The organism is Nonomuraea sp. bgisy101, assembly GCF_057708945.1.
Genome location: NZ_JBYITD010000035.1, coordinates 68,032 through 94,917, shown reverse-complemented (window position 1 = coordinate 94,917; position 26,886 = coordinate 68,032). Strand labels below are relative to the sequence as shown.

Genomic DNA, 26,886 nt, shown 5'->3' with positions numbered 1-26,886 from the left:
GGCCCACGCCAATGCCCGACCGCCAAAACGCGGGCCTTCGGCCCGCCTCATACCACTAAAGGGCATCTGACTTCCCAGTGACTTGGGGGTTCTCACAACCCTCGTTTCGACCGCGCTGCGACAGCGACGGCACGCACCGGGATACCCCTGGGAGTCTGTCGATCACACTATCGCCAAGCAAAAAGATCACATGTGTGAAAGACCTTGGACGTACCGCCATATCGATAGCGGCAGTAATTCCTTTTCACCCCTTTTGGCCCCCAGTGCGGATCAACCAGACAGGCCCGGCGACGACCGTCCCGGGACCCGGCGAGGTGGGCGGGTTGCGCAGAATATGAAGACCGGTCTATTTTGTGCTCATGGGACAGAAGGGCGCCGAGACGCGGACACGGCTGCTGGACGCGACCCAGGAGCTGATCGAGGGCGGCGGGTACTTCGGCGCCGGGCTCAACCAGGTGATCGCGGCCAGCGGGGCCCCCAGGGGCTCTCTTTACTTCCACTTCCCCGGCGGCAAGGAGCAACTGGTCGGCGAGTCGGTACGCCGGGCGGGGCAGGAGATCGGCTCTGCCATGGCAGAGCTGGCCGGCGCCGGCTCATCCGCCGAGGAGTTCGTCGCGGGGGTCCTGGACTGGCTGGGCGAGCGGCTGGAGGAGTCGGGCTGGCGCAAGGGGTGTCCGGTGGCCACGGTGGCACTGGAGATGGCCGCCACCAGCGACCCTCTGCAGGAGGTGTGCTCGGAGGTCTACACCGGCTGGGAGGCGGCGCTGCGCGAACTGCTCGGCGACCGCCCTGACGCCGACGACCTCGCGGTCACGATCCTGGCCCTGGTCGAGGGAGCCCTGTTGCTGGCTAGGGCGCATCGCGACAGGGAGCCGCTGCGCCGCGTCCGACGCCGGATCGCCGTGCTGCTGCGCTGAACGGGCTGTCGCGCACAGGCCCGCCTCGAGAAGGAGGCGGGCCTCTTTCAGGGCCAGAAAATATGTAGACCGATCTATTAGGGAGTTCTATGGACGCCATCGTCTTCGGGGCGACCGGCTTCATCGGCCGCTCACTCGTCGCCGAACTGCTCAACGACAACCAGCACGTCGCGGCGGCCGTCCGCGACGACACCCTCACCCCGTGGCTGACCAGGCGAGGGATCGACACCGGCCGCCTGACCGTCGTCCACGCCGACATCACCCGCCCCCTCGCCGGGCTGCCCGACGCGCGCGACGTCTACAACGCCGCCGCCCGCTTCGGGTTCGGACTCGGCGTGGACGAGGCGCGGGCGACCAACGTCACAGGGGCGCTCAACGTGCTCGAATGGGCCGCCACGCTGCCCGGCCTGCGGCGGCTCGTGCACGTCAGCGGCTACCGGGTGAGCGCGTCCGACGGGCGCCCCGACTACCGCAGGCTGGGCGCCTACGAGGCGTCGAAGCTCGAGGGCGACCTCGCCGTCCGCGCCAGGGCCGGCGAGCTGGGTCTCCCGCTGTCCATCGCCAACCCCAGCACCGTGATCGGCCCCGGGCAGTACATCGGCCTGGCCACGTTCGTCGAGGACCTGTGGAAGGGACGGCTGCCCGCGCTTCCCGGCGGGCCCGACGTCTTCCTGCCGGTCGTCACGATCGACTATTTCGCCCGTTTCCTGGCGAGGCTGCCGACGGCGGAGGCGGGCCAGTACTGGGTGCTCGACGACGCCACCCCCCTCCTGCCCGAGCTGATCAGCACGATCGCCGAGCACACGGGCGTCAGGGCGCCGCGCCGTACCGTCCCCGTGGGTCTGGTGCGGCGGCTGCCACGCGCGCTGACCGGCGCCGACCCCGAGACACTGTCCTTCCTGTCGGCCGACCGCTACCCGACGGACTCCGCCCACGCCTTCGCCGCCTCCGCGGGGCTGGAGATGCCGCCGGTCGCCGACGCCCTGCGCCGGTGGGCCGACGACCTGGTGGCCGCCCGTTTCGGCGCCTGGGAGCCGTGGCTCCAACCGTACGGCTTCCACCCGGTGGCGGGGAGCCGCACCTGGGTGAACGGCGAACGCCACGACCCGGCCCACGTCCTCCTGCACGGGCTGCCCATGAACGCCGACCTCTGGGCTCCCCTCGCCGCGCGGCTTCCCGGGAAGGTCCTGGCCCCCGACCTGCCCGGCCTGGGCCGTTCCTCCCCCATCCCCGCGAACGAGACGCCGGTCACATGGCTGGACGACCTGATGGGCCCCGTCCGCACCCGGCCGGTGCTGGTCGCGCACTCGCTGGCTTGCGGTCCCGCGCTCCGCTTCGCCGTCCGGCATCCGGAACGGATCAGCGGGCTCGTGCTGGTCTCCCCTGCGTTCGCGCAGGCACCGGGCCCGCGGCTCACCCGGTCGGCGGCGGCCGTCCCGATGCTGCGCCGGATGTCCGCCGCCCGGTTGGCCGGGACGCTGGGCCTGCCCGAGGGGCCCGCCGTGGCGAGCGCCGCGGCCGACCTGCGCAGGCCCGGCGTGGCGGGCCGGGTCATCGCCGCTCTTCGTACGGCCGTCGCCGAACGCGAGGAGTCGCGCCGCCTGCTCGCCAGGGTCACGGTCCCCGTGGAGATCGTCGTGGGATCCGACGATCCGCTGGTGTCCGCCGTCGGCCGTCCCGTGACGGAGATCGCGGGAGCGGGCCACTATCCGCAGCTCACCCACCCGGCCGAGGTCGCGCGCCGCCTGCTCGCGCCGTCGCCCGCCTGACCTTCCGAACGGCGGGCTCAGCCCCTCCGCCATCTGGCAGGGTCGCCTCCGCGGGCGGTGCAGCGCATCAGGGTCCCGGCCTCGCTCCTGCCGAACGCTCCCTGCGGCGAGCAGAAGGAGCCGGGACGAACACCGATCCGGAGCGCGGGGTGCGCCGGTCGCGCGGTCCTCGTGGCCTTCGGGCGCGGCGACGGGATGCGGGCCTTCTTGGCCGGCCTGGGCGAGACGGTGCTCCCGTCCCTGGCCGGCCGCTTGCCGAGCGGCCTTCCCGTCCCGGGCGTCGGGGTCAGGAACGGCGCCGGCGTGGGCGTCGCCGCGGCCGGCTCACCGGCGGGTCGCGCCGCGCCGGTGGCGGCTCCACAGCCGCTCAGGAGCAGGACGGCGATGAGCGGCGCGACTGCGCGTCGGATCGGGGGCATGCGGGTGGCCTCTCGTCGGGGGTCGCACGGAGCCCATCCCACCACAATCTCGTCACTCAATGGCGCTGAACGGTGACTTTGCGCTACGAGCCGTCCTCGGTCAGGCCCGGCGAGCCCGGCCATTCGCCGAGGCGGCAGACTTTCCCGGGTGAAGCGAATCCTCATCATCGGCATCGGCGCCGGCGACCCCGACCATCTCACCCTCCAGGCCGTCAAGGCCATCGGCAGGACCGACGCCTTCTTCATCCTCGACAAGGGCGAGGCCAAGCACGACCTGGTCGGGCTCCGCCAGGACATGATCAAGGAGCACGCCCGCGAGCCGTACCGGCTGGTGGAGGCCCGGGACCCCGAGCGGGACAGGACCACTCTCGCCTACGCCGCCGCCGTCGAGGAGTGGCGCTCGCGTCGGGCCGACCTGTACGAGGCGTTCATCCGGGACGAGCTCGGCGACGACGAGACCGGCGCGATCCTCGTCTGGGGCGACCCTGGGCTCTACGACAGCACGCTGGCCGGGATCGAGGAGGTCGTCGAGCGGGGAGGGGTCGCGTTCGAGTACGAGGTCGTCGCGGGCATCACCAGTGTGTCCGCGCTGACGGCCCGGCATCGCACCAGCCTGACGAGGGTGGCCAGGCCCGTGCACATCACGACGGGCCGCCGCCTGGCCCAGGAGGGCCCCGTCGCGGCCGACGACGTCGTCGTCATGCTCGACGCGCGCTGCGCCTTCGCCGACCTGGGTGCGGAGTACCACATCTACTGGGGTGCCTACCTCGGCACGCCGGACGAGATCCTCGTGTCGGGGCCGGTGCCCGAGGTCGCCGACCGCATCCGGGAGCTGCGGGCGCAGGCCCGCGAGCGCAAGGGCTGGATCATGGACACCTATCTGCTGCGGCGCGTCCTCCCGTCGTGACGATCGGCGGGGCGGCGTGGCTCATCAGGATCCTCCGCCCCTGCGCATGGTCAGCGCCCACTGCTCGCGGCGCGTGATCTGATCGAGCAGGACGCAGTCCCCGCACATGCCGCCGCCGGGCACCCGGTAGTAGAGGCAGCAGCTGCGCCGGACGAAGAACGGCCGGTCGGGAGCGGGCTCGACCAGCTCCCCGCTCCCGCGCAGCACGCCGAGCGCGAGCAACTCGCGACCGAGCGCGATGGCGCGTCCCGCGAGCTCGGGGCGCCCGCGGGTGAGGGTCTGGACGGCGCCTGCGAGGGCGGAGGCCGCGTTGCCCCACAGCAGCCCCGGCGCGATCTTCACGATCTCCTGGACGGCCTGGGCGAGCGGCTCCAGCAGCCCGGGCACCACGGCGCGGTACAGGGGCTCGGCGAGGGAGGTGCCCACGACCCGCCGTCCGGTCAGGCGCTGAGCTCGCAGCGGCAGCGGACCGGAGGGGGTCGGGTACCAGTGCACCTGGGACGGATCGACGTCGACGAGCAGGCCGTGCGCCACCGCCACGCCGACAACGGGCGACCACAGGCGGGCGGCCAGTCCCTGGAACAGCAGGGAGGCCGCCACCCTGGTCTCGCCGGTTCCCAGGCGTACGGCGGCGTCGTCGATCCGGTGTCTCACGGGCAGATCGGCGAGCGGCCGCCACCCCGGCCCGATCGGCCCGACTCCCATCTCGAAGAAGCCGCCGATCGTGGACACGTCGGCGACCGCTCCGGCGATCACCGCCGGCAGCACAGGCAGCCGGTACGGCACGCCGACCACCTCCCTCTCCCGGGGAGATCCGCCCCGATCCGCTGAGGAGGCGACCGCGCGAGTCTCCTGGCTCCCGGCTCGACGCTCGTCCCCGCCTTCCCACCCGACTCGGGCAGTGGCCTGCTGGGATCCGCTCACCGATCACAGTGGCGGGACCGCGCCGGACTCTCACCGGCTTCCTCGATCCGCCGTCGCCTACGCCGACCATGCTCGCACACCTGCGATCACCGGCTCGACCGGGACTCTGACAAACCGTCCCATAGCTCAGTGAAGATCGTGTTATGGTCCTGCGCCTGTGCATCCGAACAGGAAGGCGCTCGAACCATGTGGATCGCGCTCGGGGTGGTAGCCGCGGTGGTCGTCGGAGTCGCGCTGTGGTGGCGCTTCCGCGACCCGCTCAGAGGGGAGAGCTTCGACCAGTTCGAGGTCAACCGCCTTTGGGGGTGGGAACTGCGGCTCAGCGAGGAGGAAGAGATCGCGTTCATGGCGGGGCTCGGGGCCTACGACAACGAGGTGGGCTCGTTCTTCATCCACGGCGAGCACGGGGTGCTGAGCCTTTATCACCCGCCGATGCTGATCTCCATGCACCTCATGGCCGACCGCTTCAAGGCGATGGGACCCGCCGCGATGAGCGATCCTGCGGGCGCCGTACGCCACCTGTTCGGCCAGGCCGCCGCCCGCGAGAGCGTCGGGGTGCTCCACCTGCGGGAGAACTGGCTGCCCTGCGAGATCGACGGCATGGACAAGTACGGCTTCCGCGACGCCATGAGCGACGCCCTGTCGGCGCCCGGCGTGGACGGCGTCGAAGGCGGGTACGGCGAGGAGGACAGCGGCTACGGCATGGTCGTGGTGCTCGCGGGCGACACGCCGGAGTCCGTCCAGGCCATGTACGACCAGGCGAGCGACCTTTCCACGAGCGAGCCGATCCGCGATCGCCTCGACGTCGTGAAGGCGGTCCTCGAGGAGCCCGAGCCCGAGTACGTCGAGGCGCTCAACCGGGCCGACGGCGAGAAGAGCCGCTACACGAACACGCTGCTCGTCGACTACGCCAGGGTGCTCGACCGCTACGCCGCCACCCGGACGCAGATGCAGGGCGCCAAGCCCTCGGACGTGCTCGGCGCCGCCCTGAGCCGGATGCTGGCCGAGCAGGCCCCGGGCACGACCTGGACGAGGCAGCCCTCGCAGGAGGAGCAGGAGTTCGCCATGCAGATCATCGCCACTCGCGTCAGGTACTGACGTCACCCGCGGACAGGCTCAGCGGACGAAGAGGCCCCGGTCAGCGCACGAGTGCCGCCAGCTCCGCGATGGCCGCCGACTCCGCCTGGTAGATCGCGCCCACCCGCGTGCCGAGTTCGGCGAAGAGACCGGCCAGATCACCGGCGGGGGCGGACCGATCGGCCTGCGCCCTGAGCCTCCACAGCTCCTCGCCCGCCGCTGCCGCCTGGGCGCCACCGGCGCTTCCCTCGGCCAGGACGCTCTCCCTGATCGCCGCGGTCAGCTCGCGCGCCCTGGCGAACTCGGGCACCGACGCGGGAAGCGCGGCCTCCGCGAGGTCGTGCCACATCGCGTGGATCTCCCTGAACCGTCCCGCCAGCCCGGAAAGGCGCGGCTCGCCCACCAGATCCGCGGCCTCGTCCAGCGAGCCGGCGAACAGGTCGCGCAGGTTCCCGCCGTCCATGCCGACCGGCTCGACGCCTTCCCACACCGACAGCAGCGCCCCCGCCAGGCCGCGACCGTCGGCGAAGACCTTCGGCCACGCCTTGGCGTTCCTGGTGTCGGTCAGCAACCGCGCCCACTTGCGCCACGCGGGCAGCGAGAACGAGTCGGAGGCCGCGGACAGGTGGCCGGCGCAGTCTCGCAGCCCTTCTCGTGCGGCGCTCGCCAGCGCCGCCTCGTCCAAGACGGTGTCGCCGAGGACGTGCGTCACGTTCTTGTACGAACCGACCCTGGCACGCGCGGCGTCGACGCGGTCCCGCGGCACGAGCAGCGTCGCCTGGCCCCTGTCGTCGATGTACACCCCGTTCTCGTCCCGCCGGTAGGCGACCACGGGATGCCCGCCGTGCCCGTCCAGCGCGGCGGGCAGCCGCCAGTACCCGATGTGATAGCGGTCGGGAAGGATCACGCACGGCCGCCCGGCGTCCAGTTCCTCGGCGAGCCTGTCACTGGCCCCGCGGGCGCCGCCGGTGGTGTGCTCCTCGTACGGCACGCCGAGACGGGTGAGCGTCTTGTCCATCCAGCGGTTGTAGTACTGCCACTGATTGCGAAAGCCCAGGGTCACGTGCCGGGTCTGGTCGTGCTGGAACTCCCACAGGATGTAACCGGCGCCGATGCCGCCACCCGCGAGGAACACCAGCGGCTCGCTGATGGCGACGCCCTGGTTGGCGAGGATCGCGGTGATCGCCGCGCTGGAGGGGTGGTGCCCGCCGACGAACCGCCAGCCGCCGTCGGCGTGCGTCTCGGCCTTGCCGAGCAGGTGCGTGCGGGCCGTGGTGTAACTCTCGCCGGTCTTGGCCATCCGCTCACGGATGCGAGCCTTGAGCTGCTTCTTGCTGGTCATGACGACTCTCCGCGCGGCCATCGCCAGGGCCCGGCCCACGCCCGCAGCCCTTGGCGGCCGCGAAGTGTCGCGAAGCCGGTCAGACTGCCGCTCCCGAGGCTCCTGCGTCCCCTTTGCCTCCGCGGCCGGCGGGTCGCGTGGGGATCCGCTCAGGAGGTTGGGCGGGAGAGAACCGCCACGACAGCGCACTATAACCCACCCGCGCTCCGCGGACCATGCCGCTAACCGAGTATCGATCGCACGGCCTGCTCGGTCCGCCCGACCACGGCCGACCCGTCGTCGGCCGTGATGATCGGCCGCTGGATCAGCGTCGGGTTCTCGGCCAGTGCCCTGATCCACCGGTCACGGCTGCGGGAGTCGCGCGGCCAGTCGTGCAGGCCGAGGTCGGCGGCTCGCGCCTCGCCCGTCCTGGTGATGTCCCACGGTTCGAGGCCGAGCTTGACCAGCACGTCGCGGATCTCGTGCTCCTTCGGCGGATCCTCCAGGTAGCGGCGCACGGTGTAGCCGACCGCCGCGGCGTCCAGGACGGAGAGCGCGGACCGGCACTTGGAGCAGTCGGGGTTGATCCAGATTTCCATGATCTCAATGCCTTCTCTTTCAGCGACCTGCCCGGTATAGCAAGCCCCCGGGCTCCTGCGCCACACCACCGGCCTCGACACTCCTCGAGCTCCCGGTCGCCAGGGCCGGGGCGGGCCGCGCGGCCGGGCGGCGCGACATCGCCTCTTCCCAATGATCGTCGGTGAATCTAGCGTCGCAACAAGAGCCCCGTGATTCCCACCGGCAGAAAGGGGCATCGGATGTCCGATGCGGCGATCAACACCGAGTTATCCGACGAGGGCCTGGCCCGCGACGACTACGCGCTCCAGCGGGTGCCCGTCTCCGCCCGTTACGGCTGGCTGACGGTCGCGGTCCAGCGGTTCGGCATGCTGAGCGCGCTCTCGCAGTTCCTGCTCGGCGCGACGCTCGGCATGGGGATGGGCTTCTGGGACGCGGTCCTGGCGATCACGCTCGGCGCCGTCATCCTCGAGGTCGTCGCGATCGCCGTCGGCGTCGCGGGCATGCGGGAGGGCCTGTCGACGACCGTGCTCGCCAGGTGGGCCGGGTTCGGCCGCTACGGCGCGGGCGTGGTCGGCATGGTCATCGCGATCTGCCTGCTCGGCTGGTTCGGCGTCCAGTCGGCCGTTCTCGCGCAGGGCCTCGCCGCGATCCTGGGCGGCCCGCCCGTGTGGGTCTGGTCCATCCTGGCCGGGCTGGCGGTCACCGCGATCGTCGTGCACGGCTTCGCGGGGATGGCCTGGACCGCGTGGATCACCGTCCCCGCCTTCCTCGCCCTGGCAGGGTGGGCGATCGCGGTCGAGCTGTCGAAGCAGTCGCTCGGCACGCTGGCCGCCTCGGCGCCGCCCGGGCCCGTCCTGAGCCTGGCCGAGGGCGCCACCATCGTGGCGGGCGGGTTCATCGTCGGCGCGGTCATCTCCCCCGACATGTGCCGGTGGAACCGCAGCGCCGCCGACGTGGTGAAGCAGACCGTGCTCGGCATCACGCTCGGCGAGTACGTGGTGGCCCTGGTCGGCGTGCTGCTCGCGCACGCGCTGCGCACCGGCGACGTGATCGCCATCGTCACCACCACCTCCGGAGTGGTCGGCACGGTCATCCTGGTCACCGCCACCCTCAAGATCAACGACTGGAACCTGTACGCCGCCTCCCTCGGCATGACCAACACCCTGCACGTCGCCTTCGGCCGACACGCCAACAGGGCCGCCGTCACCGTCGCGCTCGGCGTCATCGGCACCGGCCTGGCCGCCGCGGGCATCCTCGACCACCTCATCGACTTCTTCGTCCTGCTCGGCGTCGCCATCCCGCCCGTCGCCGGCATCATGGTCGCCGAGTACTACGTCGTCCGCCGATGGCGGCCCGCCCTCGACGCCTCACGCGCCTCCGGCACGCTCCCGGAGTCGGCGCCGGGCTGGGCGCCCGCCGCGCTGGTCATCTGGCTCGGCTCCGCGCTGGTCGGCAAGTACGTCGCGTGGGGCATCCCCGCGCTGAACGCCCTCGTGGTCGCCTTCGCCGTCTACGCGGTCGCGGGCAGGCTCGGCCTCACCGGCGCCCCGCGCGACGAGAGCGCCCGCCTGGCGTGAGCAGCGCCTGGCACCGCCCTCCCGCCGAGCCGTTCCCCCCGCCCTCTTCGACCTCCCCGCACCCTTCTGCCTTCCCGCCCCCTTCGACCTCCCCGCATCCGTCAACCTCCCAGCACCCCTCCACCTCCCAGCACCCTTTGACGCAGACAGGAGCAGCATCCGTGCGTGTCGGGATCGACGTGGGCGGCACCCACACCGACGCCGTCCTGATGGCGGACACCACCGTCCTGGCCGAGATCAAAACCGCCACCACCCTCGACGTGACCAGCGGCGTCGTCACCGCGCTGGAGCGGCTCCTCGCCTCCTCCGGCGTCGACAGGGCGCGCGTCACCGCGGTCATGATCGGGACGACCCACTTCACCAACGCGCTGGTGACCGGCCGCCGACTGGCCCGCACCGCCGTCGTACGGCTGGCGCTCCCCGCGACCGCGGCGCTGCCGCCCCTGGTCGACTGGCCGGAGCGGCTGGTGAAGGCGATCGACCCCAGCGTCCACCTGTGCGACGGAGGACACGAGTTCGACGGCCGCCCGATCTCCCCGCTGGACCCCGACCAGCTCAAACGCGTCGCGGCCGAGCTGAGCGTCCGGGACATCAACACCGTGGCCGTCACCAGCGTCTTCTCCCCCGTCAACGCCGACGTGGAGGAGCAGGCCGCCGGCATCCTGCTGGCCGAGCTGCCGCATCTGCGGGTGAGCCTGTCCCACCAGATCGGCAGGGTGGGGCTGCTGGAGCGGGAGAACGCCACCGTCGTCAACGCCTGCCTGCGCGACCTGGCCGACGAGATCGTGGACGCCTTCACCGCGGCACTGGTGGCGGTCGGCATCCACGCGCCGCTCTACCTGTCGCAGAACGACGGCACGTTGATGGACGCCGAGCACACCCGCCGCTACCCCGTGCGCACGTTCGCCTCAGGGCCGACCAACTCCATGCGGGGCGCGGCGTTCCTCGCCGACGTGGGTGACTGCGCGGTGGTCGACATCGGCGGCACCACCACCGACGTCGGCGTGCTGAGCGGCGGCTACCCCCGCCAGGCCACCGGCGAGGTCGACATCGGAGGGGTGCGCACCAACTTCCGCATGCCCGACGTGCTGTCGATCGGCCTCGGCGGCGGCAGCCGCGTCACCACCGGCCCGCCGCTGGAGGTCGGGCCCGACAGCGTCGGATACGAGCTGACCAGCCGGGCGCTGGTGTTCGGTGGCCAGGTCCTCACCGCGACCGACCTCGCCGTCGCGGCCGGCATGGCCGACATCGGCGACCCGTCCCTCGTCCGGCACCTCGGCAGGGACCTCGTCAGGAGCGGCGTCGCCTGGATGGCCACCAGGGTCAGCGAGCTCGTCGACCGGATGCGCGTCTCCGCCCTGCCGTTGCCGGCCGTGGTGGTGGGCGGTGGCAGCGTGCTGCTGCCCGATCGCCTGCCGGGCGTCCCCGCCGTCCTCCGGCCCGACCACCACGCCGTCGCCAACGCCATCGGCGCCGCGACCGGCCAGATCGGCGGTGACGTCGACCGGCTGTTCGCCATCACCGGCGCCCGCACCCGCGAAGACGTCCTCGACCAGGCTCGCGCCGAGGCCGTCGAGCGGGCGATCTCAGCGGGAGCCGATCCCGGCACCGTCGAGGTGGTCGACATCGACGAAGTGCACGTGGCCTACCTGCCCGGCAACGCCGTCCGCGTCCGGGTCAAGGCCGTCGGCGACCTCCGGCTCGGTGGCGGCATCGCGACGAGCGAGGAGCAGGCGTGACCGGCGAGGAGGAGCAGCGGGCATGACGGGCGAAAGGGAACAGGCGTGACCGGCGAGGAGGAGCGGGCGTGACGAGCGAGGAGGAGCAGGCGTGACGGGCGTGGACCTGAGCGTGGAAGCGCTGCGCGACCTGGCCGAGGGCGCGGCCGTCCTCGGAACGGGAGGCGGCGGCGACCCCTACATCGGCAGGCTGCTGGTCGAACGGCAGCTGCGCGAGGGCCGCCGGGTGACGATCATCCCGGTCGACGAGCTGCCCGACGACGCGCTGGTCCTGCCGTCGGCGATGATGGGCGCCCCCACGGTCTTCGTCGAACGGCCGCCCTCCGGCCAGGGCAACGTCGCCGCGCTGCGTGCCCTGGAGAAGCATCTGGGACGCACCGCCGCCGCCACCATGCCCATCGAGTGCGGCGGTCTCAACAGCATGATGCCGCTGTTGCTCGGCGCCCAGCTCGATCTGCCGGTCATCGACGCCGACGGCATGGGCAGGGCCTTTCCCGAGCTGCAGATGGAGACCTTCGCCGTGTACGGCGTGCCAGGCTCGCCCATGTCGATCGCCTCCGACCACGGCGACGTCGCCATCATCGAGGCCGGCGACAACGTGCGCATGGAGCGGCTGGCCCGCGTCATGACCGTCGAGATGGGCGGCGCCGCCTACATCTGCGACTATCCGATGGACGCCGCGACCGTGCGCCGCACCGCCGTACCGGGCACGCTGACCCTCGGCATGCGGATAGGCGCCGCGCTCCGGCGGGCGCGCGAGCAGCACGACGACCCGTTCGACGCGCTCACCGCGGCGCTGTCCGGCACCATCTACACCCACGGCCTGGTCCTGTTCAGCGGCAAGGTCATCGACATCGACCGCAAGACGGTCGCCGGGTTCGCCCGCGGCCAGGTGACGCTGGCCGCGCTCGACGACCCCGCCGACCGGCTGACGATCACCTTCCAGAACGAGCATCTCGTCGCCCGCCGCGACGGCGAGGTGGTGGCGATCGTGCCCGACCTGATCTGCACGCTCAACGCCGACACCGGAGCGCCGGTGACGACCGAGGCGCTCGCGTACGGCCAGCGGCTGACGGTCTACGCCATCTCCACGCCCGAGATCATGCGTACCCCCGCCGCACTGGACTGCTTCGGGCCTTCGGCGTTCGGCCTCTCCGACCCCTACACCCCCGTCGAACGGCTCGCCTCCAGGGAACAGGCCGACACCTGACCTCCTGGACACCGTCAGTCATGGAGATCGCCCTCACCGATCGGCGATGACCCCGCCGCCGGAGCCACCCTGTCCGGCTCCGGCGGCGGGGATCGCCGTCGTGGCGTCCATGTCGCGCCACGCCCCGACCGAGCGCGGCCCCGTCCCCCTGATCGAAGCACCGGCCGTGCCCCACCGATCAAGGTGACCGAACGTCATAGACGGAGTGATCAGCCTGGTGCAGTCTCGATGCGAAGGACCGCACCGTCATGCACGCCGGCTTCCTCCAGCAGCTGGTCGCGATCGAGAATGTGATCGTCGGACCCGTCGCGAGACGTGTCCGTCAGGACGACTCTGGCGTCGACCGCGCGCCGCTCCGACAGAATCACGGGTGGAATGTCGCCAACCGATGTCGTGCTGGGCACGCCCGTCAGCTCGTAGGACCTTGGCTCTGGTGTGATCAGCCGACCACGCATGGCTTTGCGCAGCCCTCCGCACCGGCTCGCGGGAACGCCTGAGCCTGCGCGAACGCATCGCTCTTCACGCCGGAAGCGTGCGCCCTGTTCGCCAGCCATACGGCGCTGGACCGGGTGGGCCGAGCCGAGGACGTGGCCGACGTGGGGTTTCCTCGCATCGGACGAGGCCCGGTGGGTGACCGGCCAGGTGGTGGACGCCAGCGGCGGCGTGCACCTGGGTCCCCGTCTCTGACAGAACCAGGGCGCTGTCGGCTCGGAGGCGTGGTTTTCGTGCCTCCTGACGGGGCAGGTGCATGAGTACCTGCCCCGGGGTGGTCCCCGAAGATTCGCCTCCGGGGCAGGTCATCTCGGCCGCGCGCACGCGCGGGGTGTCCCGAAACCCCGACGACACCGTGAGGCCGCCGCGCTCGGCCTCTCCGGCCCCCGCACCCCCGTCGAACGGCTCGCCGCCGGACGCCGATGACCTCGCCGTTCGCCGACCCACGCCGATCGTGACGAAACGGATGATCGAAAAGTCCGGACCGTCCTGAGATGATCAGCGGATGGATCAGGTGGTCATTGCAGTCCAGTCGGAGGATTCGGCGGCGGACCTGCGGTCGCTGCTGGCATGGCTGTCCCGCGAGGACGAGCTCCGCGGCCGGGTGCGGCTCCGGCAGGAGCAGGTCGCCGAACGCATGGGCGGAGCGACCGACGCGGTCGTCATCGCGCTGACCAGCGGGGGGACGCTCACGGTCGTGGCCAGGGCCGTCCAGACCTGGCTGGTACAGCGCAAGGCGGACATCACCGTCAAGACCGACGGCACGATCGAGGGCAAGCGGATCAGCGCGAAGGACATGGCCGAGCTGATCCAGTTGGTCAGGCCGGCCGGTCCACCGGACGATGAGCCTTCCTGACCGCGCGGGGTGGCGGGTGGTGCTGGTCGGCACCGCCACGTACGCGCATCTGGACGATCTGCCGGCCGTCCACGGCAACCTGGCGGACCTGGAGGCGCTGCTCACCGACGGCGACGTGGGCGCGGTCCCGCAGGGGCAGTGCGCGGTCGTGGAGGACCCCGCCACGCCGCAGGAGGTCTACCAGGCGGTCAAACAGGCCGCCGAACTGGCCGACGACGTGCTGCTGGTGTACTTCTCCGGGCATGGCCTGCTGGATCCCGACACCATGGACACCCTCTACCTCGCCCTCACCGGCGCCGACCCTGACGACCTGACCTACACCGCGCTGCCCGTCGACCATCTGCTGCGTGCCGTCCGCAGGAGTCCCGCCAGGACCAGGGTGGTCGTCCTGGACTGCTGCTACAGCGGCCGGGCGCTCGCGGACACGATGAGCGCGTCGCCGGTAGAGCACCTGGACATCTCCGGCAGCTGCCTCATCACCGCGACTCCCGCCAACCGGCAGGCGTACGCCCCCGCGGGCGCATCGCACACCGCGTTCACGGGCGTGCTGATCGAGGTGCTGCGCCACGGCGTGCCCGGATGCCCGCAGGTGCTGACCCTGGGCGATGTCTACCGCAGGACGAAACAGCTGTGCGCGGGCCGGGCGCTGCCCGACCCGCAGTCGTACGCGATCAACACCGCCGAGCGGCTCCCCCTCGCGCTGAACCGGGCGGGCCTGGCCCCCGCCCGCCCTCAGGTGCGGGCCGCGCCCCTGGTCATCAAGGGACGTCACGCCCTCGAATGGCCCGGCTGGATGCGGCTTCCCGCCAACCTCTCGCTCCTCTATGTGGGCGCGAGCACGTTCGCGTACACGCAACTGAAGATCGTGGCCGGCTGGGCGGTGACCGGCGCGCTGCTCGCCCTCTTGTACGTCATCTACCTCATGACCGTGCCGCGGTGGGGGTCCTACACGATCCAGGTCGACCGGTGGGGCCTGGCGATGCGGTACGGGCTGCGCCGTCCGTTCCAGCTGGGGTGGGACGAGATCGCGCGGGTCGAACTGTCCGACGGCGAGTTGCGCGCCGGTCTCGTCCCCGAGGCGAGGCCGCCGCGACGCGGGTTCCGCTGGTCGCTCCATCGGGTCGACGGCGACAGCGTGGTCCTCGCGGCGCTCGACGAGGTCGACCGCAGGCCGCGAGAGATCGCCGAGTCGTTCGAAGCTCACGCCGGACAGGCATGGGACCCCGCGAGCTTCGACACCGCGGCCGAGGCGGCGGTGCTGCCGACTGACCGCGTCAGGATCGCCCTCGGCGTGCTCGCCGTCCTGGCGATCGGCCTGCCGCTCGGGCTGATCATGACGGGCGCGGCAGGCCTGTCCGCGGCGGCCGCCTACGCGATCCTGGCCGTCGCCGCCGTGCTGGTCCTGTGGCACGTACGCCGCTGGCTGCTCCGCCCGGGACACCTGACCCTCGACGCGCAGGGGCTGGCCGTCTCCCTGGGCGGCCGCTCGCTCGCCCTCGGCTGGGCGCAGGTGGAGTGGGTGGCGCTGACGGATGTGCCGGGCAGGCTGGGGGCGCGGCTGGTGACCGTACGTCCCAAGCCGCACGCGAGGCTGCCGCGCCTACCCCGCTACGGCCTGGCCGGGCCGTGGCGTACCCGCGACGGGACCCTGGTGCTCTGCCCTTCGTGGGCCGTGGCCGGGCGCGGGGAGGACCTCGAGGAGAGCCTCGCCACGTTCGGCGGAGCCCGCTGGCGGGCGGGCTTCCAGCCGTGGGACCGCGTCAGGGAGACGATGGCGGAGACCCGGATTCCGTTCCGGCTCACGTGGCCGAGGGTCGTGCTCCTGTCCGGCGCGGCGGTCGTCGTCGGCGCGCTCCCTCTGGAGGGCGTGCCCTTCGCCGTCGTGCTGTGCGCGCTCGTCCTGATGGCCGCGGCGTGCTACGTCACCGGCGATCCGGGCGAGCTGCGGGTGGACGGGTGGGGTGTCAGGGGCCGGTTCCTCGGCCTCGAGCTGGTCAGCGTGCCGTGGACCGCGATCGCCGCCGCCGAGGTGTCGGGCGAGGAGGAGCCGGCGCTGCTCCTTCGCGTCAAGGGCAGGCCGCGGGCGCTGTGGCCGCTGGCTCGCGGGGAACTGCGCGGCGTCCGCGTCCTCGCCGTCTCGGGCAGGCACGGCCACCTCGGCGCCACGGCGGAGGAACTGGAGCGCGCGCTCGACCGCTACCGGCCGTAGACCGGACGCTCCGCGACGGTGGCGGGCTCCGGTCGTCCTCGGTCGCGGCAGGCGGCTGTTCGCCGGCGCGACCGAGGTGCCGGGGCTGCGGCTGGTGGAGAGCCGGGCGTTCGCCTCGGGCATCGTCCTGCTGCGCTACCGAACCGCCTGAGGTCAGCTCTGGACTCTCCTCAGCTCCAGGAACGACACTCCCGGCATCGGCAGCTCGAAGACGACCTGGACCGGCGGCTCGACGACGCGGGCAGGCTCGTAGTCCTGCAGGACGTTCGCTTCGCGCAGCTCGGCCCACTGGTCCTGCCCTGGCCAGTCGGCGCCGCCCATCGCCCGCCAGACGGCGCCGATGTTGCTGTGCTCCTCGTCGATGCGCAGGTGCCGCAGCTCGTACGGCCCTTCGGCCAGCCCCGCGAGGGTGAGCACCACCGTTCTGGACAGTTCGGCGGCGCCGCCCGCCTGGCCGTGGTTGAGCGTGCCGTTCCACACCAGCACGCCGACGGTGCCGTCCTCGTGCCTGGCCGCCCACGCCTCGACCCCCGCCGCGTCCCCTCCGACGTCTGCCGCGAGCTCCTCCTGGCCGAGCCGTTCGGCCAGCGCAAGGGCGTAGAACCTGGGCTTGCGCAGGTTGCCGACGGTCAGCAGGCCGAAGCCGCCGTGGAGCAGCCGCGGCGGGCGGCCGAGTTCCTCGAAGTGGTCGGAGGCAACCCAGTGCGCGAGCGCGTCGACCCTGCCGGCCGCCGACTTCATGCCGTGCAGCAGGAACGTCGCCCCGAAAGGACCGTCGCCGATGCCGTGGAAGTGGGTGGGGGTCGGCCCCCATTCGGTCCACCAGATCGGGGTGCCCTCGCGGCCGTGCCCGGCAAGCGCGGGGCGCCAGTCCAGGGGCGCGTTGCCGTAGGTGTGGGTCGAGACGAAGTCGAGCGCGGCGCCCGAGACGTCGACATGGTCGAGCAGTTCCTCCACCCAGCCGTTGGCCGCCGAGGCCGGGCCGCCGACCCGCAGTCCGGGGTGGACGGACTTGACGGCGGCGGCGGTGACGTCGTACAGGCGGAAGAACTCCTCGGGGGTGCCGGACCAGAAGACCTCCAGGTTGGCCTCGTTCCACACCTCGAACGCCCAGTGGTCGACGACCTCCCGCTCGCCGTACCGCTCGACCAGGTGCGCCGTCAGCGCCCTGACCAGGTCGGCCCACCGCTCGTAGTCCTTGGGCGGAGAGATGATCGCCTGGTAGCCGAAGACCGTCTTCGACGGGTCGGCGGCCAGCTCGCGCGGCATGAACGACAGCTCGACGACCGGCCGCAGGCCCATGCCGGTGATCGTGTCGTACACCTCGTCGACCCTGGTGAAGTCGTGCACGGGCGCGCCGTTGACCTCACGATAGACGCCGAGGTCGTCGCACAGGATCGCGTGCGCGCGCACCGCCCGCACGCCGAGCTCCTCACGGGAGATCCGCAGTGCCTCCGTGAGCTCGGCGCCGATGGGCCTGCCGCCCGTGCGCTCGGTGCTGAGCAGGTGGGACAGGTGCTCGGAGCCGATCATCGGCCGCCACGGCCTGGGCAGCGGCCGCGTGACCGTCTCCGTGTCGACGTCCACGCTCACCCGGGCCTCGCCGGTCTCCAGCGGCTTGGCGTGGACCGCGGCCGACAGCGGCCCCGTGGCCTCCATCGCGGAGACGGCGGCCACCGCGTACGCGGCGCCCGGCCGCCCGGTGTCCACGTACCGGCAGGCGGGCACCGCGGCGACGTCGACGTCGGGCTGCGTCACCGGAGCGCCGTCCCTGTGCACCAGGTACCCGATCGCGCCGGGAACCGGGTCCCAGGTCAGCGTCACGTGCCCGGCGCCGGGGGTCGCCCGCAGCGCCGTGGGAACCGCGAGCTCGATCCTCGCTCCCTGCGCGACCTCGCCCGAGGCCTGGTAGACGCGCTCCCGCCAGTCGCGGCGCGCGGCCTCAGCCTTGCTCATCCAGTCATCCCCGATCTGTGGTGGTGTCGACGACGTCCCACTCCTCCAGCTCCATCACGGGGCGGAGCCTGGCCTCGACCTCGGCGCCGCCGAAGTAGCGCCGCAGGTTGTCGCGGGCCAGGACGTTGCCCAGGGCGGCCATCACCATGCCCTGGTCCAACGCGAGGTGGTAGGTGGACACGACTCCCGAGCGGACGGCGACGGCGTCGTAGAAGCCGCCCCTGCCGTAGGAGTCGAAGTTCCTCTTCAGCGCGGCCAGGTTGTCCAGCGCCCTGCGTCCCGCGTACGGCAGCGCCAGGAAGGCGGCGTGCGGGGTGACCACACCGTCGCCGTAGGAGGCGGGCTCGGGCTGGGCGGGCCTGCAGCCCTCGTAGCCTGGGTCGGTGCCGGTCCGTTCCTTGTCGGAGGTGTAGCCCGCCGCGTCCATGCCGAGCGGGTCGACGCCGTACTCCCGGTAGCCGCCGTGCGGGTCGTTGGACGGCGAGAAGCCCCAGTACCCGTACTTCGCCTCGGCCAGGCCGTGCTCGATCTGCGCGCGCACGAAGACCGGGTGGTTGCGGCCCCAGCTCTTCGGCGCCCATGCGGCCTCCGGCACGACCAGGTCGGGCATCAGCTCCTCGAACATCGAACCGCCCCAGTTCGGGACATAGCGCATGCCGCGGTAGCCGTAGGTTCCCTGCCAGACGTTGACGCCCAGGTACCGCTTCCACGAGCCGACGGGCTTCTGCTCCTGCCATGCCCAGTCGCAGCCGCTGTCGGGGAAGGTGCGGTAGATCCCGAAGTAGTGCTCGCGCGGGAGCTGGCCCAGGGCGATGCCGACGTAGGTGGCGATGCGGGTCTCGGCGGGAGCGCCGTAGGTGTGGCAGGTGGAGTAGACCTTCACGCCGGTACCCGCGTAGTCGGTCTCGATCGAGCAGCCGTCGGGCCTGTCCGGCCAGAAGCCGCCGCGCAGCAGGCCGGTCCCCGCGTCGGGGCGGGCGGCGGCGTCGTAGTAGGCGGCGAAGTTCATGCTCCGCGCCAGCCGGTCGGCCCTGGCCGCGTGGGCGGGCGTGGCCTCGCGGAGCATCATGAGCGCCGCGGCGAGCCAGGCGTTGTCGACGCTGGAGGCGAACGGTTTGACCTGGTCGCCGTTGTCGGGCCAGACGCGCACCAGCTCCAGGGTGGCAGGGTCGTACCAGTTGTAGTACTGCCCTGTGGGAGTGTCGCGCGTCATCTTCTCCAGCGCCGTGAGCACCCTGCCGATCCGCAGGACGGCCTCGGACCCGCCGATGAGGTGAAGGTCGCGGGCGACGAGCGTGCTCCAGACGTAGGCGGCGATGTTGGTGGGCGAGGTGACGCGGTCGCGGGTCCGCAGGTCGCCGGTGACCTTGTCGGCGGGAACGCCGGTGCGGGGGTCGACCATCGCCCGCATCGAACGCCATGTGTCGGCCGCGTACCGGCGCATGGTGGCCACGTCGGCCGCCGAGAACCGGCTGTCGTGCCGCTGCGGCGCGTCGGCGTGGGCGTGGGCCGCCGGGGTCGCGACCAGAGCGGTGGAGAGCACGCAGGAGAGGACCGCCTTGCGCATGGGGGCTCCTTGTAGCTACTTGATGCCGGTGGTGGCGATGCCTTGGACGAAGAAGCGCTGCAGGAAGACGAACAGGAGCAGGATCGGCGCGATGACCACGACCGAGCCGGCGACCAGCAGGTTGTAGTGGGTTCCCTCGTGGCCGTTGAGGATGTTCAGCGCCACGGGCAGGGTGTACATCTCCTGCGACTGGGCCACCACGGCCGGCCACAGGAAGTTGTTCCACGCGCCGAGGAAGGTGATCAGCCCGAGCGTGGCCAGCGGCGGCCCGCACAGCGGGAGGATCATCCTGAGGAAGATGCGGATCTCCTTCGCGCCGTCCACCCTGGCCGCGTCGATCAGCTCGTCGGGCAGGTCGGCGATGAACTGTCGCATCATGAACACGCCCAGCGGGGTGACCATCGTGGGCAGGATGATCCCGATGAAGGTGTTGACCATGCCCAGCTTCGCGATGAGCACGAACTGCGGGATCATCAGCACGATCCCTGGAATGGCGAGCTGCACCAGCACCAGCGCGAACACCACGTTCTTGCCGGGGAAGCGCAGCTTGGCCAGCGCGTAGCCGAGCATCGAGCAGAACAGCAGGTTGGCCGCCACCAGTACGAGGGCCACCAGCATGCTGTTGAAGAAGGCCCGGCCCATGTCCACCCGGTCGAACAGCTCGGCGTAGTTGCCGAGCGTGAACGTCTCGGGCCAGAACGTCGGCGGGTCGCGCCGGATCTCCGCCTCGGGCTTGACCGAACTGAGCGCGGTCCACACGAACGGCCCTGCCACCAGGAGCAGGCCGGCGCCCAGCCCCGCCAGGATCACCGCGTGCCGGCCTCTGGTGCGCTTCATCGTCTCCTCCCCAACCGCAACTGCAGGACGGCCAGCGCCACGATGACGGTGAACAGGGCGGTCGAGGCCGCTCCCGCGTAGCCGTAGTTGCCCACGCCGAACTGCTTGAAGATCGCGAGGGACGCGGACAGCGTCGAGTCGAGCGGCCCGCCCTGGGTCATGATCAGCGGCTCTTCCATGAACTGCATGAAGCCGACGGAGCTGTAGACCGAGCAGAAGATCAGCACGGGCCGCAGCGCCGGGACCGTCACGGAGCGGAACTTCGCCCACCGGCCCGCGCCGTCCGTCTCCGCCGCCTCGTACAGCTCTCGGGGGATGGCCTGCAGCGCGGCCAGCAGGACGACCATGTCGAAGCCGAAGCTGCGCCACGCCGTCATCACGATGATCGACGGCAGGGCCGTGGACTCGTTCTCCAGCCACGCGGGGCCGTGCGCTCCGACGAGCTCCAGCAGCCGGTTGACCAGCCCCGCGTCGGGTTCGAGGAGGAACTTCCACGCGACGGCGACCCCGATGATGCTGGTGATGTTGGGCAGGTAGTAACCGAGCCTGAAGAACACCGCGGGCAGCCGCCCGATGCCGGAGTTGAGCGCCACCGCCGCCGCGAGTCCGAGCCCGATGGTCAGCGGCAGCGCGGTGACCACGAAGACCACGGTGTTGACCGCCGCCTTCCGCATCGCCTCGTCGCCGGCCAGCCGCAGGTAGTTGTCCACGCCGACGACGTCGACGCCCAGCGGGTCGGTCACGTCCGTGCTGCGCATGTCGGTGAAGCTCATGCCCACGCCGACCAGGAGCGGCCCCAGGTAGAAGACCGCGAACAGCACGACGAACGGCGCCGCGAAGATCCAGCCGACGCCCGCCTGGCGGAGCGGGCTCCTGATCCTGACGGGGGCGGGCGCCGCGGCCGCCTCCCGGTCCCTGGTGAGGATGGCCATGGCTTACAGGCCGGTGCCGATGGTGTCGGCCTGCGACTGGATGGCCTTGGCGGTCTCCTCGGCGGTGGACCTGCCGAGAGCCAGCTTCTCCAACTCGGTCTCGATCACCCTGGCGACCTGCTCCCACGTCGGGAACGGCGGAGGGGTCTTGGCGTCCTTGAGCTGCTCGCCGAAGACGGCCAGTTGCGGGTCGGCGGTCAGTGCAGGCTCCTGCCAGGCCGACCGCACGCTGGGCAGCGCCTTGACCTTGGTGTACCAGGTCGCCTGGACCTTGGGGTCGGTCAGCCACCGCAGGAACGTCCACGCCGCGTCGCGGTTCTTGGCCTTCTTGAACACCACCATGTCGGCGCCGCCGACGAAGCTGGTGCCCGTGACCGGGCCCTTGGGGTAGAGGGCGAGGCCGAACTTGTCCTTGAATCCGTCGCCGCCGTCGTTGGCGAGCACGCCGGCCATCCACGGCCCGGAGTAGAAGGCGCCGACCTCGCCCTTGATGAAGGTCTGCGGGAAGGCGCCGACGGGCAGGTCGTTGGGGGCGAGCTTCTGCTCGAACAGCGAGGCGTAGTGCTTGAGCGCGGTGACCGCCTCGGGAGTGTCGAAGGTGTAGGCGCCGTCCTTGACGATGTCGCCGCCCGCCTGCCAGATCAGCGGCAGCAGTTCCTGCCACGAGCCCGCGCGGTAGCCCTGGTTGAAGCCCTTGTCCGCGCCGCCCTTCTCCTTCATGGCCTTGACGAAGGCGGTGAAGTCGGCCCAGGTGGCCGGGGCCTTCACCGCCGCCTTCTCGGCCACGTCCTTGCGGTAGTACAGGACGCGGGTCTCCACGTACCAGGGCACGCCGTACGCGGTCCCGTTGACGTTCACGGTCTCCCACGCGCCGGGGAAGAAGGCCGCCTGGTCGAAGAGGTCGGCGGGGGTGGGGTCGAGGGCTCCGGTCTTCGACAGCTCGCCGGACCAGGTGGAGCCGATCATGGTGACGTCCGGGGTGGCGCCGCCGGCGATCGCGGAGGTGATCTTGTCGTGCGCGACGTCCCAGCCCATGGGAGTGACAGTGATCTTCACCCCGGGGTTGGCCTTCTCGAAGTCGTCGGCGAAGGCGTCCAGGGCCTTGCCCTCCTCGCCGATCGCCCAGACGGTCACCTCGCCGGCGATCTTGCCGGTCGTGACGTCCTTCGCCTGCTCGGGGGCCTTGCTCGCCTCGCGGCCGCAGCCGGCCAGCACGAGCGCGACGGCGAGCAGGCCGGCCGCGGAACGCCGGGGGTAGGTGTTCATGGGGATTCCTCCAGGGGGTGTACGCCGCAGCTGGATCGCACGACCAGCTCGGTGGAGAGAACGTGGTGGGTCGAGGCGGCGGCCCGGCCGCCGGTGATCAGCTCGTCCAGCGTCCTGGCGGCCCTGGCGCCCAGCTCGCGCATGGGCTGGCGGATGGTGGTCAGCGCGGGGCGGGCGTGGCGGGCGGCCATGATGTCGTCCCAGCCGGTCACCGCCAGGTCATCGGGTACGGCCAGGCCCAGTTCCTCGGCGGCCAGCAGCGCGCCGAGCGCCACCTCGTCGTCCGAGCAGATGAGGGCGCGCGGCCTGTGCCGGGACCGCAGCAGCTCCAGCGCGGCCGCGTAGCCGCTCTCGACGGTGTACTCGGTCGTCAGCACCGGCTCGATCGCCGAGCCCAGCACGGCAGAGACGCCCGCCCAGCGCTCGGAGACGTCGTCGCCGACCGCGTAGGGGGCGCCGAGGAAGGCGTAGGAGTCATAGCCGTGGCCGCGCAGGTGCTCGGCCAGGCGCGTCGCGGCGGCCGTGTTCTCGCTGCGCAGCGTGGCCGCGCCGGGGACGGGGTCGCGGGACAGGAAGACGAGCGGCAGTTCGGCGGCGATCAGCTCGGCCACCAGGTCCTCGGGGACGGTCTGGCCGAAGACGACCATGCCGTCCACCCGGCCGGCCAGGTCCTTCACCAGGTCACGGACCTGGCTGCGGCCTTTCGTGGACAGGATGAGGACCGACCGGCCCAGCTCGGAGGCGACCTCCTCGTAGCCCAGCAGCACCTCGGTGTAGTACGGACCCGCGAGGTTGGGGAAGACGATGCCGTTGGCGGCGTGCCTGCCCTCGGCCAGGCTCACGCCCAGCCTGCTGGGGGTGAAGCTCAGCTCCTCGACCGCCTTCAGCACCTTCTGGCGGGTCTTGTCCGCCACGGGACCCGTCCCGCGCAGCGTGCGCGACACGGTGGCGATCGACACGCCCGCCCGCTGGGCGACCTCGTAGATGGTCACTTCCATTGCCCGGCTCCTCCTTCTGTAAGCGCTTACACCCCTGCGGGTGTAAGCGCTTACAGAATCGGCAGTGTTACAGACGGATGGCCGGACGTAAAGAGTCGCTCACCTTCGGGACAGCCGGAAAGTGGTCAGCCACCGGACCGTCTCACCAGATGAACGGCCTCACCGGGACCCGGTCGAACGACTTCACCCGATCTCGGGGGCCGTCAGGCTCCTGGCGCGGCGACGGCTTCGGCGGGGAGGCGGCGGGACAGGCGCAGCACGGCGAGGCAGGCGCATCCGAGCGACACTCCGAGCGTCGTCCACAGCAGCGGCGGCGCCGTGCCGAGCAGTGCCGAGAAGCCCGCGGGCGCGACGACGGCCGCCACCGCCCAGGTCTGCTGATGGATCGCCAGGTAGCGGCCTCTGAGCGCGGCGGGCGCCGTCGCCGCGGCGATCGCCCACGAGGGGGTGGTGTGCAGGAGCTCGCCGAGGGTGAACACGAGCGTGGCGGCCACCAGCCCCCACACGCGCGGCGGGCCCGGAGGCAGCAGCGCCGCCACGCCGTACAGGCCGCACGCGACGATCAGCACCGCCCCGCCCAGCGCCATGGCATGGGTACGGCGGGCACCGCGCTGCCACCGCCGCACCGGGAGCTGACCGGCCGCCACCAGAACGGTGTTGAGCGTGTACAGCACGCCCAGCAGCCAGGCGGGGGCGCCGAGGACCGCGACCGCGTACACCGGCAACGCGACGGGAAGGATCATGTGCGCGAGCGTGAACGCCTGCTCGGCCGCCACCAGGCCGACGAACGGGCGGTCGGCCAGGACCCGCCGGTACCCCTCCCGCCGCGGCTCGGCGGGAGGGGCTCCCGCGTGCCGTCCCGAGAGGACAAGGCACCCGGTGGCGACCACGAAGCTGGCCGCGTTGACCAGGGCGATGAGCACGAACCCTGTCGCCCCCGCGAGCGACATCGCCCCCGCCGACAGCAGCCCGCCGAGCCCGAAGGCGACGTTCCTGGCGGTGGCCATGAGCGCGTACAGCCGGTCGCGAGCCGCGCCGTGGGCCAGCACCGACAGGTAGCTGCCGGAGGCGGGGTAGTAGGCGCGGTCGCCGACCGCGACCACGGCGGCGACGGCGACGAGCGCGGCGAAGCCGTCCACGAGCGGGTAGGCGGCGAAGCCCAGAGCACGGAGCACGTAGGTGCCGATGAGCACGCCGCGCGCGTCGAACCTGTCGATCAGCGCGCCCGCCACCGGGTTGGCGGCCAGTCCCACCAGGGCCGCCATGGTCACCCCCAGGCCGACGGTGGTCATGGGCAGGCCGGTCACCTCCCGGATGAACAGCAGGGTGAGCGGGACGTAGAGCCCGTTGCCCAGCGCGTCGACGAACATCCCGGCGAGGAACGGCCGCGCGCCAGGGACGCGCGTGGTGGTGGGGGCGGTCGGCATGACGACGAGTATCGGCACGCGCGGGTGCCGGGCGGATCAGCCGATGGTCCCGGACTCGTCTCCGCCCATGGTCCTAGGCGCGACCCGCCGTGCAACGCCCCTGACCAGGTCATGGACCCGCCGGTGTCTCACCGTCGGGTCCTTGACCGGTGCTGCCGGCGTCGGTGGCAGGGCCGTCGTTTCAGGGGATGAGGATGATCTTTCCCCGCGTCAGCCCCGCCTCGCTTCTGCGATGGACGGAGGCCAGCTCGGACAGGGGAAGGGATTCGGCGACGTCGACGGTCAGGTCTCCGGCGTCGACGAGTGCCACGATCTGCGCGAGCTGCGCGGGGTCGTTGCGGGTCACGAAATGCGTGGCGGCGGGCGAGGGAAGGGGCGTGGCGATGGAGACCGCGACCCCGCCCGGCCGTACGAGCGAGGCCAATTCGGCGGCCTTGCCCTCGTCGACGCCCACCAGGTTGATCACCGCGTCGACCCCGCCGGGCAGTGGCTCGGCCGTGTAGTCGACGATCCGGTCGGCGCCCTGGGAGCGGACCACCCCGGCGCTGCGGGGGCCGGCCGTGGCGATCACCGTCGCGCCCGCCCGTTTGGCCAGCTGGACGGCGAAGCCGCCGACCCCGCCGCCCGCGCCGTTGATGAGCACGCGCGTGCCCGCGCTCACCTCCGCGTGCTCGAACACGGCCTGCCACGCGGTGAGCGCGGCGACCGGGATCGCGGCGGCGTCGGCCGGCGGGATCGCGCGTGGCGCGGCGGCCAGCGCCGCGGCGGGGGCGGCGACGTACTCGGCCGCGGCCCCTCCCCCGTCCAGCCGGCCGATGACCCGATCTCCCCGGCTCCACCTGGTCACTCCCGCGCCGACGGCCACGACCGTGCCCGAGACGTCCCACCCCAGCGTGTACGGCAGCGCCACCGGCAGCACGGCCTGAAGCAGGCCCGCCCGCAGGCCCGTCTCCGACGGGTTGAACGACGTCGCGGCCACGCGGACGAGCACCTCGCCAGGGCCCGGCGCCGGAAGCGGCGCCTCCTCGTGGCGGATGACCTCGGCGCTGCCGTACTCGTGGATGCGGGCGGCACGCGCGCCGGCGCGGAAGGCGTGCGCGTGCTCGTCGGCCCAGGACCTGAACGTACGCGGCGCGCCCGCGGTGACCTCCGCCACGGCGGCGGTGACCGGCGCGGCATCGGCGGTCATCTCGGCCTGGGCGCGCAGGATGCCGTCCACGACCCCGGCCGGCCAGCCGCGGGCCAGCATCTCGCGCCTGGCCTCGCGCGGGTCGGTCTCCTCCCATCGCACCGGCCTTCCGATGGCCTCCCCGATGATCCGCGCCTGCTCGGCCTGGGTGAGCGAACGTGGGCCCGTCAGCTCGTGGACGGCGCCCGCGTGCCCGTCCTCGGTCAGGGCCCGCACCGCGACAGCGGCGATGTCGTCCTCGTGGACGAGCGACATGGCGGCCTGGCCGTACGGCCCGCGCACGACGTCGCCCGCGCGGACCTGCCCGGCCCAGCGGAGCGTGTTGGCCGCGAAGGCGTGCGGGCGCAGGATCGTCCACTCCATCCCCGACCGTTCGATCAGCGACTCGGCCTGCCGTTCGTGCTCGCGTACCGCCGCCGACGACAGGTAGACGATCCTGCGGGCGTGCGCGGCCATCACCTTCAGCACCGCCTCGAGCCCGTCGGCCGAGGCGAACGGCCAGACCAGGAACACCGCCTCGACCCCGTCGACGGCGTCGTGCAGCGAGCCGGGCTCCGACAGATCACCGAGTGCGCGCTCGGCTCCGAGCGGGAGATCCGCCGGCGTCCGGGTGAGCGCGCGGACGCCCGCGCCCGCTCTCAGCAGGTGCGCCATCACCCGGCCTCCGACGGTCCCCGTCGCCCCGGTGACCAGAATGCTTCGTCCCATCCGAATCCCC

The 26,886-nt window shown here is 72.1% G+C and carries 23 protein-coding genes and 1 riboswitch; of the genes, 9 read left to right on the top strand and 14 right to left on the bottom strand.

The annotated features are described in order from the left end of the window. The first annotated feature begins 359 nt into the window (after positions 1–359). Positions 360–917 carry a TetR/AcrR family transcriptional regulator gene (locus AC3EO4_RS44655; RefSeq protein ID WP_431901852.1) on the top strand — a complete coding sequence of 186 codons (558 nt, stop codon included), beginning with the start codon at positions 360–362 and terminating at the stop codon, positions 915–917. A gap of 89 nt (positions 918–1,006) precedes the next feature. After that, positions 1,007–2,686 (top strand): alpha/beta fold hydrolase, encoded by a 1,680-nt coding sequence (locus AC3EO4_RS44650; RefSeq protein ID WP_431901849.1) that lies wholly within the window; start codon positions 1,007–1,009, stop codon positions 2,684–2,686. A gap of 17 nt (positions 2,687–2,703) precedes the next feature. Here AC3EO4_RS44650 and AC3EO4_RS44645 read toward each other — a convergent pair whose 3' ends face one another. Further along, on the bottom strand, positions 2,704–3,105 hold the full coding sequence (locus AC3EO4_RS44645) for a hypothetical protein (RefSeq protein ID WP_379582613.1): 402 nt from the start codon (positions 3,103–3,105) through the stop codon (positions 2,704–2,706). A gap of 148 nt (positions 3,106–3,253) precedes the next feature. Here AC3EO4_RS44645 and cobF point away from each other — a divergent pair, with 148 nt between their 5' ends. Next, complete coding sequence (gene cobF, locus AC3EO4_RS44640; RefSeq protein ID WP_431901846.1) at positions 3,254–4,012, top strand: precorrin-6A synthase (deacetylating); 759 nt, start codon at positions 3,254–3,256, stop codon at positions 4,010–4,012. A 24-nt stretch (positions 4,013–4,036) separates the two neighbouring features. Here cobF and AC3EO4_RS44635 read toward each other — a convergent pair whose 3' ends face one another. Continuing rightward, entirely contained in the window at positions 4,037–4,798 is a 762-nt protein-coding gene (locus AC3EO4_RS44635) for a (2Fe-2S)-binding protein (protein WP_431901844.1), read from the bottom strand. Positions 4,799–4,839: 41 nt separating this feature from the next. Beyond that, positions 4,840–5,025, bottom strand: a riboswitch (cobalamin riboswitch). A gap of 97 nt (positions 5,026–5,122) precedes the next feature. On the opposite strand from AC3EO4_RS44635, the gene AC3EO4_RS44630 reads away from it, so the two are divergent. Next, positions 5,123–6,034 carry a hypothetical protein gene (locus tag AC3EO4_RS44630; RefSeq protein ID WP_431901841.1) on the top strand — a complete coding sequence of 304 codons (912 nt, stop codon included), beginning with the start codon at positions 5,123–5,125 and terminating at the stop codon, positions 6,032–6,034. Between the two features lie 40 nt (positions 6,035–6,074). On the opposite strand, the gene AC3EO4_RS44625 is transcribed toward AC3EO4_RS44630, so the two are convergent. Together AC3EO4_RS44625 and AC3EO4_RS44620 are read right to left on the bottom strand one after the other, a co-directional pair. Then, positions 6,075–7,355, bottom strand: coding sequence for a BtrH N-terminal domain-containing protein (locus tag AC3EO4_RS44625; protein WP_379582605.1), 1,281 nt, complete (start codon positions 7,353–7,355; stop codon positions 6,075–6,077). Positions 7,356–7,576: 221 nt separating this feature from the next. After that, positions 7,577–7,933, bottom strand: a complete 357-nt coding sequence (locus AC3EO4_RS44620; protein WP_379582603.1) for an arsenate reductase family protein — start codon at positions 7,931–7,933, stop codon at positions 7,577–7,579. A gap of 219 nt (positions 7,934–8,152) precedes the next feature. Here AC3EO4_RS44620 and AC3EO4_RS44615 point away from each other — a divergent pair, with 219 nt between their 5' ends. From AC3EO4_RS44615 to AC3EO4_RS44605, 3 genes are all read left to right on the top strand, one after another. Continuing rightward, on the top strand, positions 8,153–9,490 hold the full coding sequence (locus AC3EO4_RS44615) for a purine-cytosine permease family protein (protein ID WP_379582601.1): 1,338 nt from the start codon (positions 8,153–8,155) through the stop codon (positions 9,488–9,490). A 161-nt stretch (positions 9,491–9,651) separates the two neighbouring features. After that, entirely contained in the window at positions 9,652–11,229 is a 1,578-nt protein-coding gene (locus tag AC3EO4_RS44610; RefSeq protein WP_379582599.1) for a hydantoinase/oxoprolinase N-terminal domain-containing protein, read from the top strand. A 91-nt stretch (positions 11,230–11,320) separates the two neighbouring features. Next, positions 11,321–12,439, top strand: coding sequence for an S-methyl thiohydantoin desulfurase family protein (locus tag AC3EO4_RS44605; protein ID WP_379582597.1), 1,119 nt, complete (start codon positions 11,321–11,323; stop codon positions 12,437–12,439). 33 nt (positions 12,440–12,472) lie between these two features. On the opposite strand, the gene AC3EO4_RS44600 is transcribed toward AC3EO4_RS44605, so the two are convergent. After that, positions 12,473–12,637: a hypothetical protein gene (locus tag AC3EO4_RS44600; protein WP_379582595.1), complete on the bottom strand. Its 165-nt coding sequence runs from the start codon at positions 12,635–12,637 to the stop codon at positions 12,473–12,475. An 11-nt stretch (positions 12,638–12,648) separates the two neighbouring features. Beyond that, positions 12,649–12,807, bottom strand: coding sequence for a hypothetical protein (locus AC3EO4_RS44595; RefSeq protein WP_379582593.1), 159 nt, complete (start codon positions 12,805–12,807; stop codon positions 12,649–12,651). A gap of 629 nt (positions 12,808–13,436) precedes the next feature. Here AC3EO4_RS44595 and AC3EO4_RS44590 point away from each other — a divergent pair. Continuing rightward, positions 13,437–13,787, top strand: a complete 351-nt coding sequence (locus AC3EO4_RS44590) for an effector-associated constant component EACC1 (protein WP_379582591.1) — start codon at positions 13,437–13,439, stop codon at positions 13,785–13,787. After that, positions 13,774–15,996, top strand: coding sequence for a caspase, EACC1-associated type (locus AC3EO4_RS44585; RefSeq protein ID WP_431901836.1), 2,223 nt, complete (start codon positions 13,774–13,776; stop codon positions 15,994–15,996). The genes AC3EO4_RS44590 and AC3EO4_RS44585 overlap by 14 nt, the downstream gene beginning before the upstream one ends. 153 nt (positions 15,997–16,149) lie before the next feature. On the opposite strand, the gene AC3EO4_RS44580 is transcribed toward AC3EO4_RS44585, so the two are convergent. From AC3EO4_RS44580 to AC3EO4_RS44545, 8 genes are all read right to left on the bottom strand, one after another. Further along, complete coding sequence (locus AC3EO4_RS44580) at positions 16,150–17,952, bottom strand: GH39 family glycosyl hydrolase (RefSeq protein ID WP_431901833.1); 1,803 nt, start codon at positions 17,950–17,952, stop codon at positions 16,150–16,152. A gap of 4 nt (positions 17,953–17,956) precedes the next feature. Then, the gene (locus tag AC3EO4_RS44575; protein WP_431901832.1) at positions 17,957–19,519 is read right to left on the bottom strand and encodes a glucoamylase family protein; all 1,563 of its coding nucleotides are present in this window, start codon (positions 19,517–19,519) and stop codon (positions 17,957–17,959) included. 15 nt (positions 19,520–19,534) lie between these two features. Continuing rightward, complete coding sequence (locus AC3EO4_RS44570; RefSeq protein WP_431901829.1) at positions 19,535–20,356, bottom strand: carbohydrate ABC transporter permease; 822 nt, start codon at positions 20,354–20,356, stop codon at positions 19,535–19,537. Beyond that, a complete protein-coding gene (locus tag AC3EO4_RS44565) occupies positions 20,353–21,288 on the bottom strand; it encodes a carbohydrate ABC transporter permease (RefSeq protein ID WP_379582581.1) in 936 nt (311 codons plus the stop codon). The genes AC3EO4_RS44570 and AC3EO4_RS44565 overlap by 4 nt, the downstream gene beginning before the upstream one ends. Positions 21,289–21,291: 3 nt before the next feature. Further along, positions 21,292–22,554 (bottom strand): extracellular solute-binding protein, encoded by a 1,263-nt coding sequence (locus AC3EO4_RS44560; protein WP_431901826.1) that lies wholly within the window; start codon positions 22,552–22,554, stop codon positions 21,292–21,294. After that, positions 22,551–23,552: a LacI family DNA-binding transcriptional regulator gene (locus AC3EO4_RS44555; RefSeq protein WP_379582577.1), complete on the bottom strand. Its 1,002-nt coding sequence runs from the start codon at positions 23,550–23,552 to the stop codon at positions 22,551–22,553. The genes AC3EO4_RS44560 and AC3EO4_RS44555 overlap by 4 nt, the downstream gene beginning before the upstream one ends. Positions 23,553–23,755: 203 nt before the next feature. After that, positions 23,756–24,979: an MFS transporter gene (locus AC3EO4_RS44550; protein WP_379582575.1), complete on the bottom strand. Its 1,224-nt coding sequence runs from the start codon at positions 24,977–24,979 to the stop codon at positions 23,756–23,758. A gap of 181 nt (positions 24,980–25,160) precedes the next feature. Next, positions 25,161–26,876, bottom strand: coding sequence for a zinc-binding dehydrogenase (locus AC3EO4_RS44545; RefSeq protein WP_431901824.1), 1,716 nt, complete (start codon positions 26,874–26,876; stop codon positions 25,161–25,163). Between the last annotated feature and the right edge of the window lie 10 nt (positions 26,877–26,886).

Bases quoted from the DNA above. Each gene is read 5' to 3' on its own strand.
- AC3EO4_RS44655 (WP_431901852.1), top strand. From the start codon at position 360: ATGGGACAGAAGGGCGCCGAGACGCGGACACGGCTGCTGGACGCGACC.
- AC3EO4_RS44650 (WP_431901849.1), top strand. From the start codon at position 1,007: ATGGACGCCATCGTCTTCGGGGCGACCGGCTTCATCGGCCGCTCACTC.
- AC3EO4_RS44645 (WP_379582613.1), bottom strand. From the start codon at position 3,105: ATGCCCCCGATCCGACGCGCAGTCGCGCCGCTCATCGCCGTCCTGCTC.
- AC3EO4_RS44630 (WP_431901841.1), top strand. From the start codon at position 5,123: ATGTGGATCGCGCTCGGGGTGGTAGCCGCGGTGGTCGTCGGAGTCGCG.
- AC3EO4_RS44625 (WP_379582605.1), bottom strand. From the start codon at position 7,355: ATGACCAGCAAGAAGCAGCTCAAGGCTCGCATCCGTGAGCGGATGGCC.
- AC3EO4_RS44620 (WP_379582603.1), bottom strand. From the start codon at position 7,933: ATGGAAATCTGGATCAACCCCGACTGCTCCAAGTGCCGGTCCGCGCTC.
- AC3EO4_RS44615 (WP_379582601.1), top strand. From the start codon at position 8,153: ATGTCCGATGCGGCGATCAACACCGAGTTATCCGACGAGGGCCTGGCC.
- AC3EO4_RS44600 (WP_379582595.1), bottom strand. From the start codon at position 12,637: ATGACGTTCGGTCACCTTGATCGGTGGGGCACGGCCGGTGCTTCGATC.
- AC3EO4_RS44590 (WP_379582591.1), top strand. From the start codon at position 13,437: ATGGATCAGGTGGTCATTGCAGTCCAGTCGGAGGATTCGGCGGCGGAC.
- AC3EO4_RS44585 (WP_431901836.1), top strand. From the start codon at position 13,774: ATGAGCCTTCCTGACCGCGCGGGGTGGCGGGTGGTGCTGGTCGGCACC.
- AC3EO4_RS44580 (WP_431901833.1), bottom strand. From the start codon at position 17,952: ATGAGCAAGGCTGAGGCCGCGCGCCGCGACTGGCGGGAGCGCGTCTAC.
- AC3EO4_RS44575 (WP_431901832.1), bottom strand. From the start codon at position 19,519: ATGCGCAAGGCGGTCCTCTCCTGCGTGCTCTCCACCGCTCTGGTCGCG.
- AC3EO4_RS44570 (WP_431901829.1), bottom strand. From the start codon at position 20,356: ATGAAGCGCACCAGAGGCCGGCACGCGGTGATCCTGGCGGGGCTGGGC.
- AC3EO4_RS44565 (WP_379582581.1), bottom strand. From the start codon at position 21,288: ATGGCCATCCTCACCAGGGACCGGGAGGCGGCCGCGGCGCCCGCCCCC.
- AC3EO4_RS44560 (WP_431901826.1), bottom strand. From the start codon at position 22,554: ATGAACACCTACCCCCGGCGTTCCGCGGCCGGCCTGCTCGCCGTCGCG.
- AC3EO4_RS44555 (WP_379582577.1), bottom strand. From the start codon at position 23,552: ATGGAAGTGACCATCTACGAGGTCGCCCAGCGGGCGGGCGTGTCGATC.
- AC3EO4_RS44550 (WP_379582575.1), bottom strand. From the start codon at position 24,979: ATGCCGACCGCCCCCACCACCACGCGCGTCCCTGGCGCGCGGCCGTTC.
- AC3EO4_RS44545 (WP_431901824.1), bottom strand. From the start codon at position 26,876: ATGGGACGAAGCATTCTGGTCACCGGGGCGACGGGGACCGTCGGAGGC.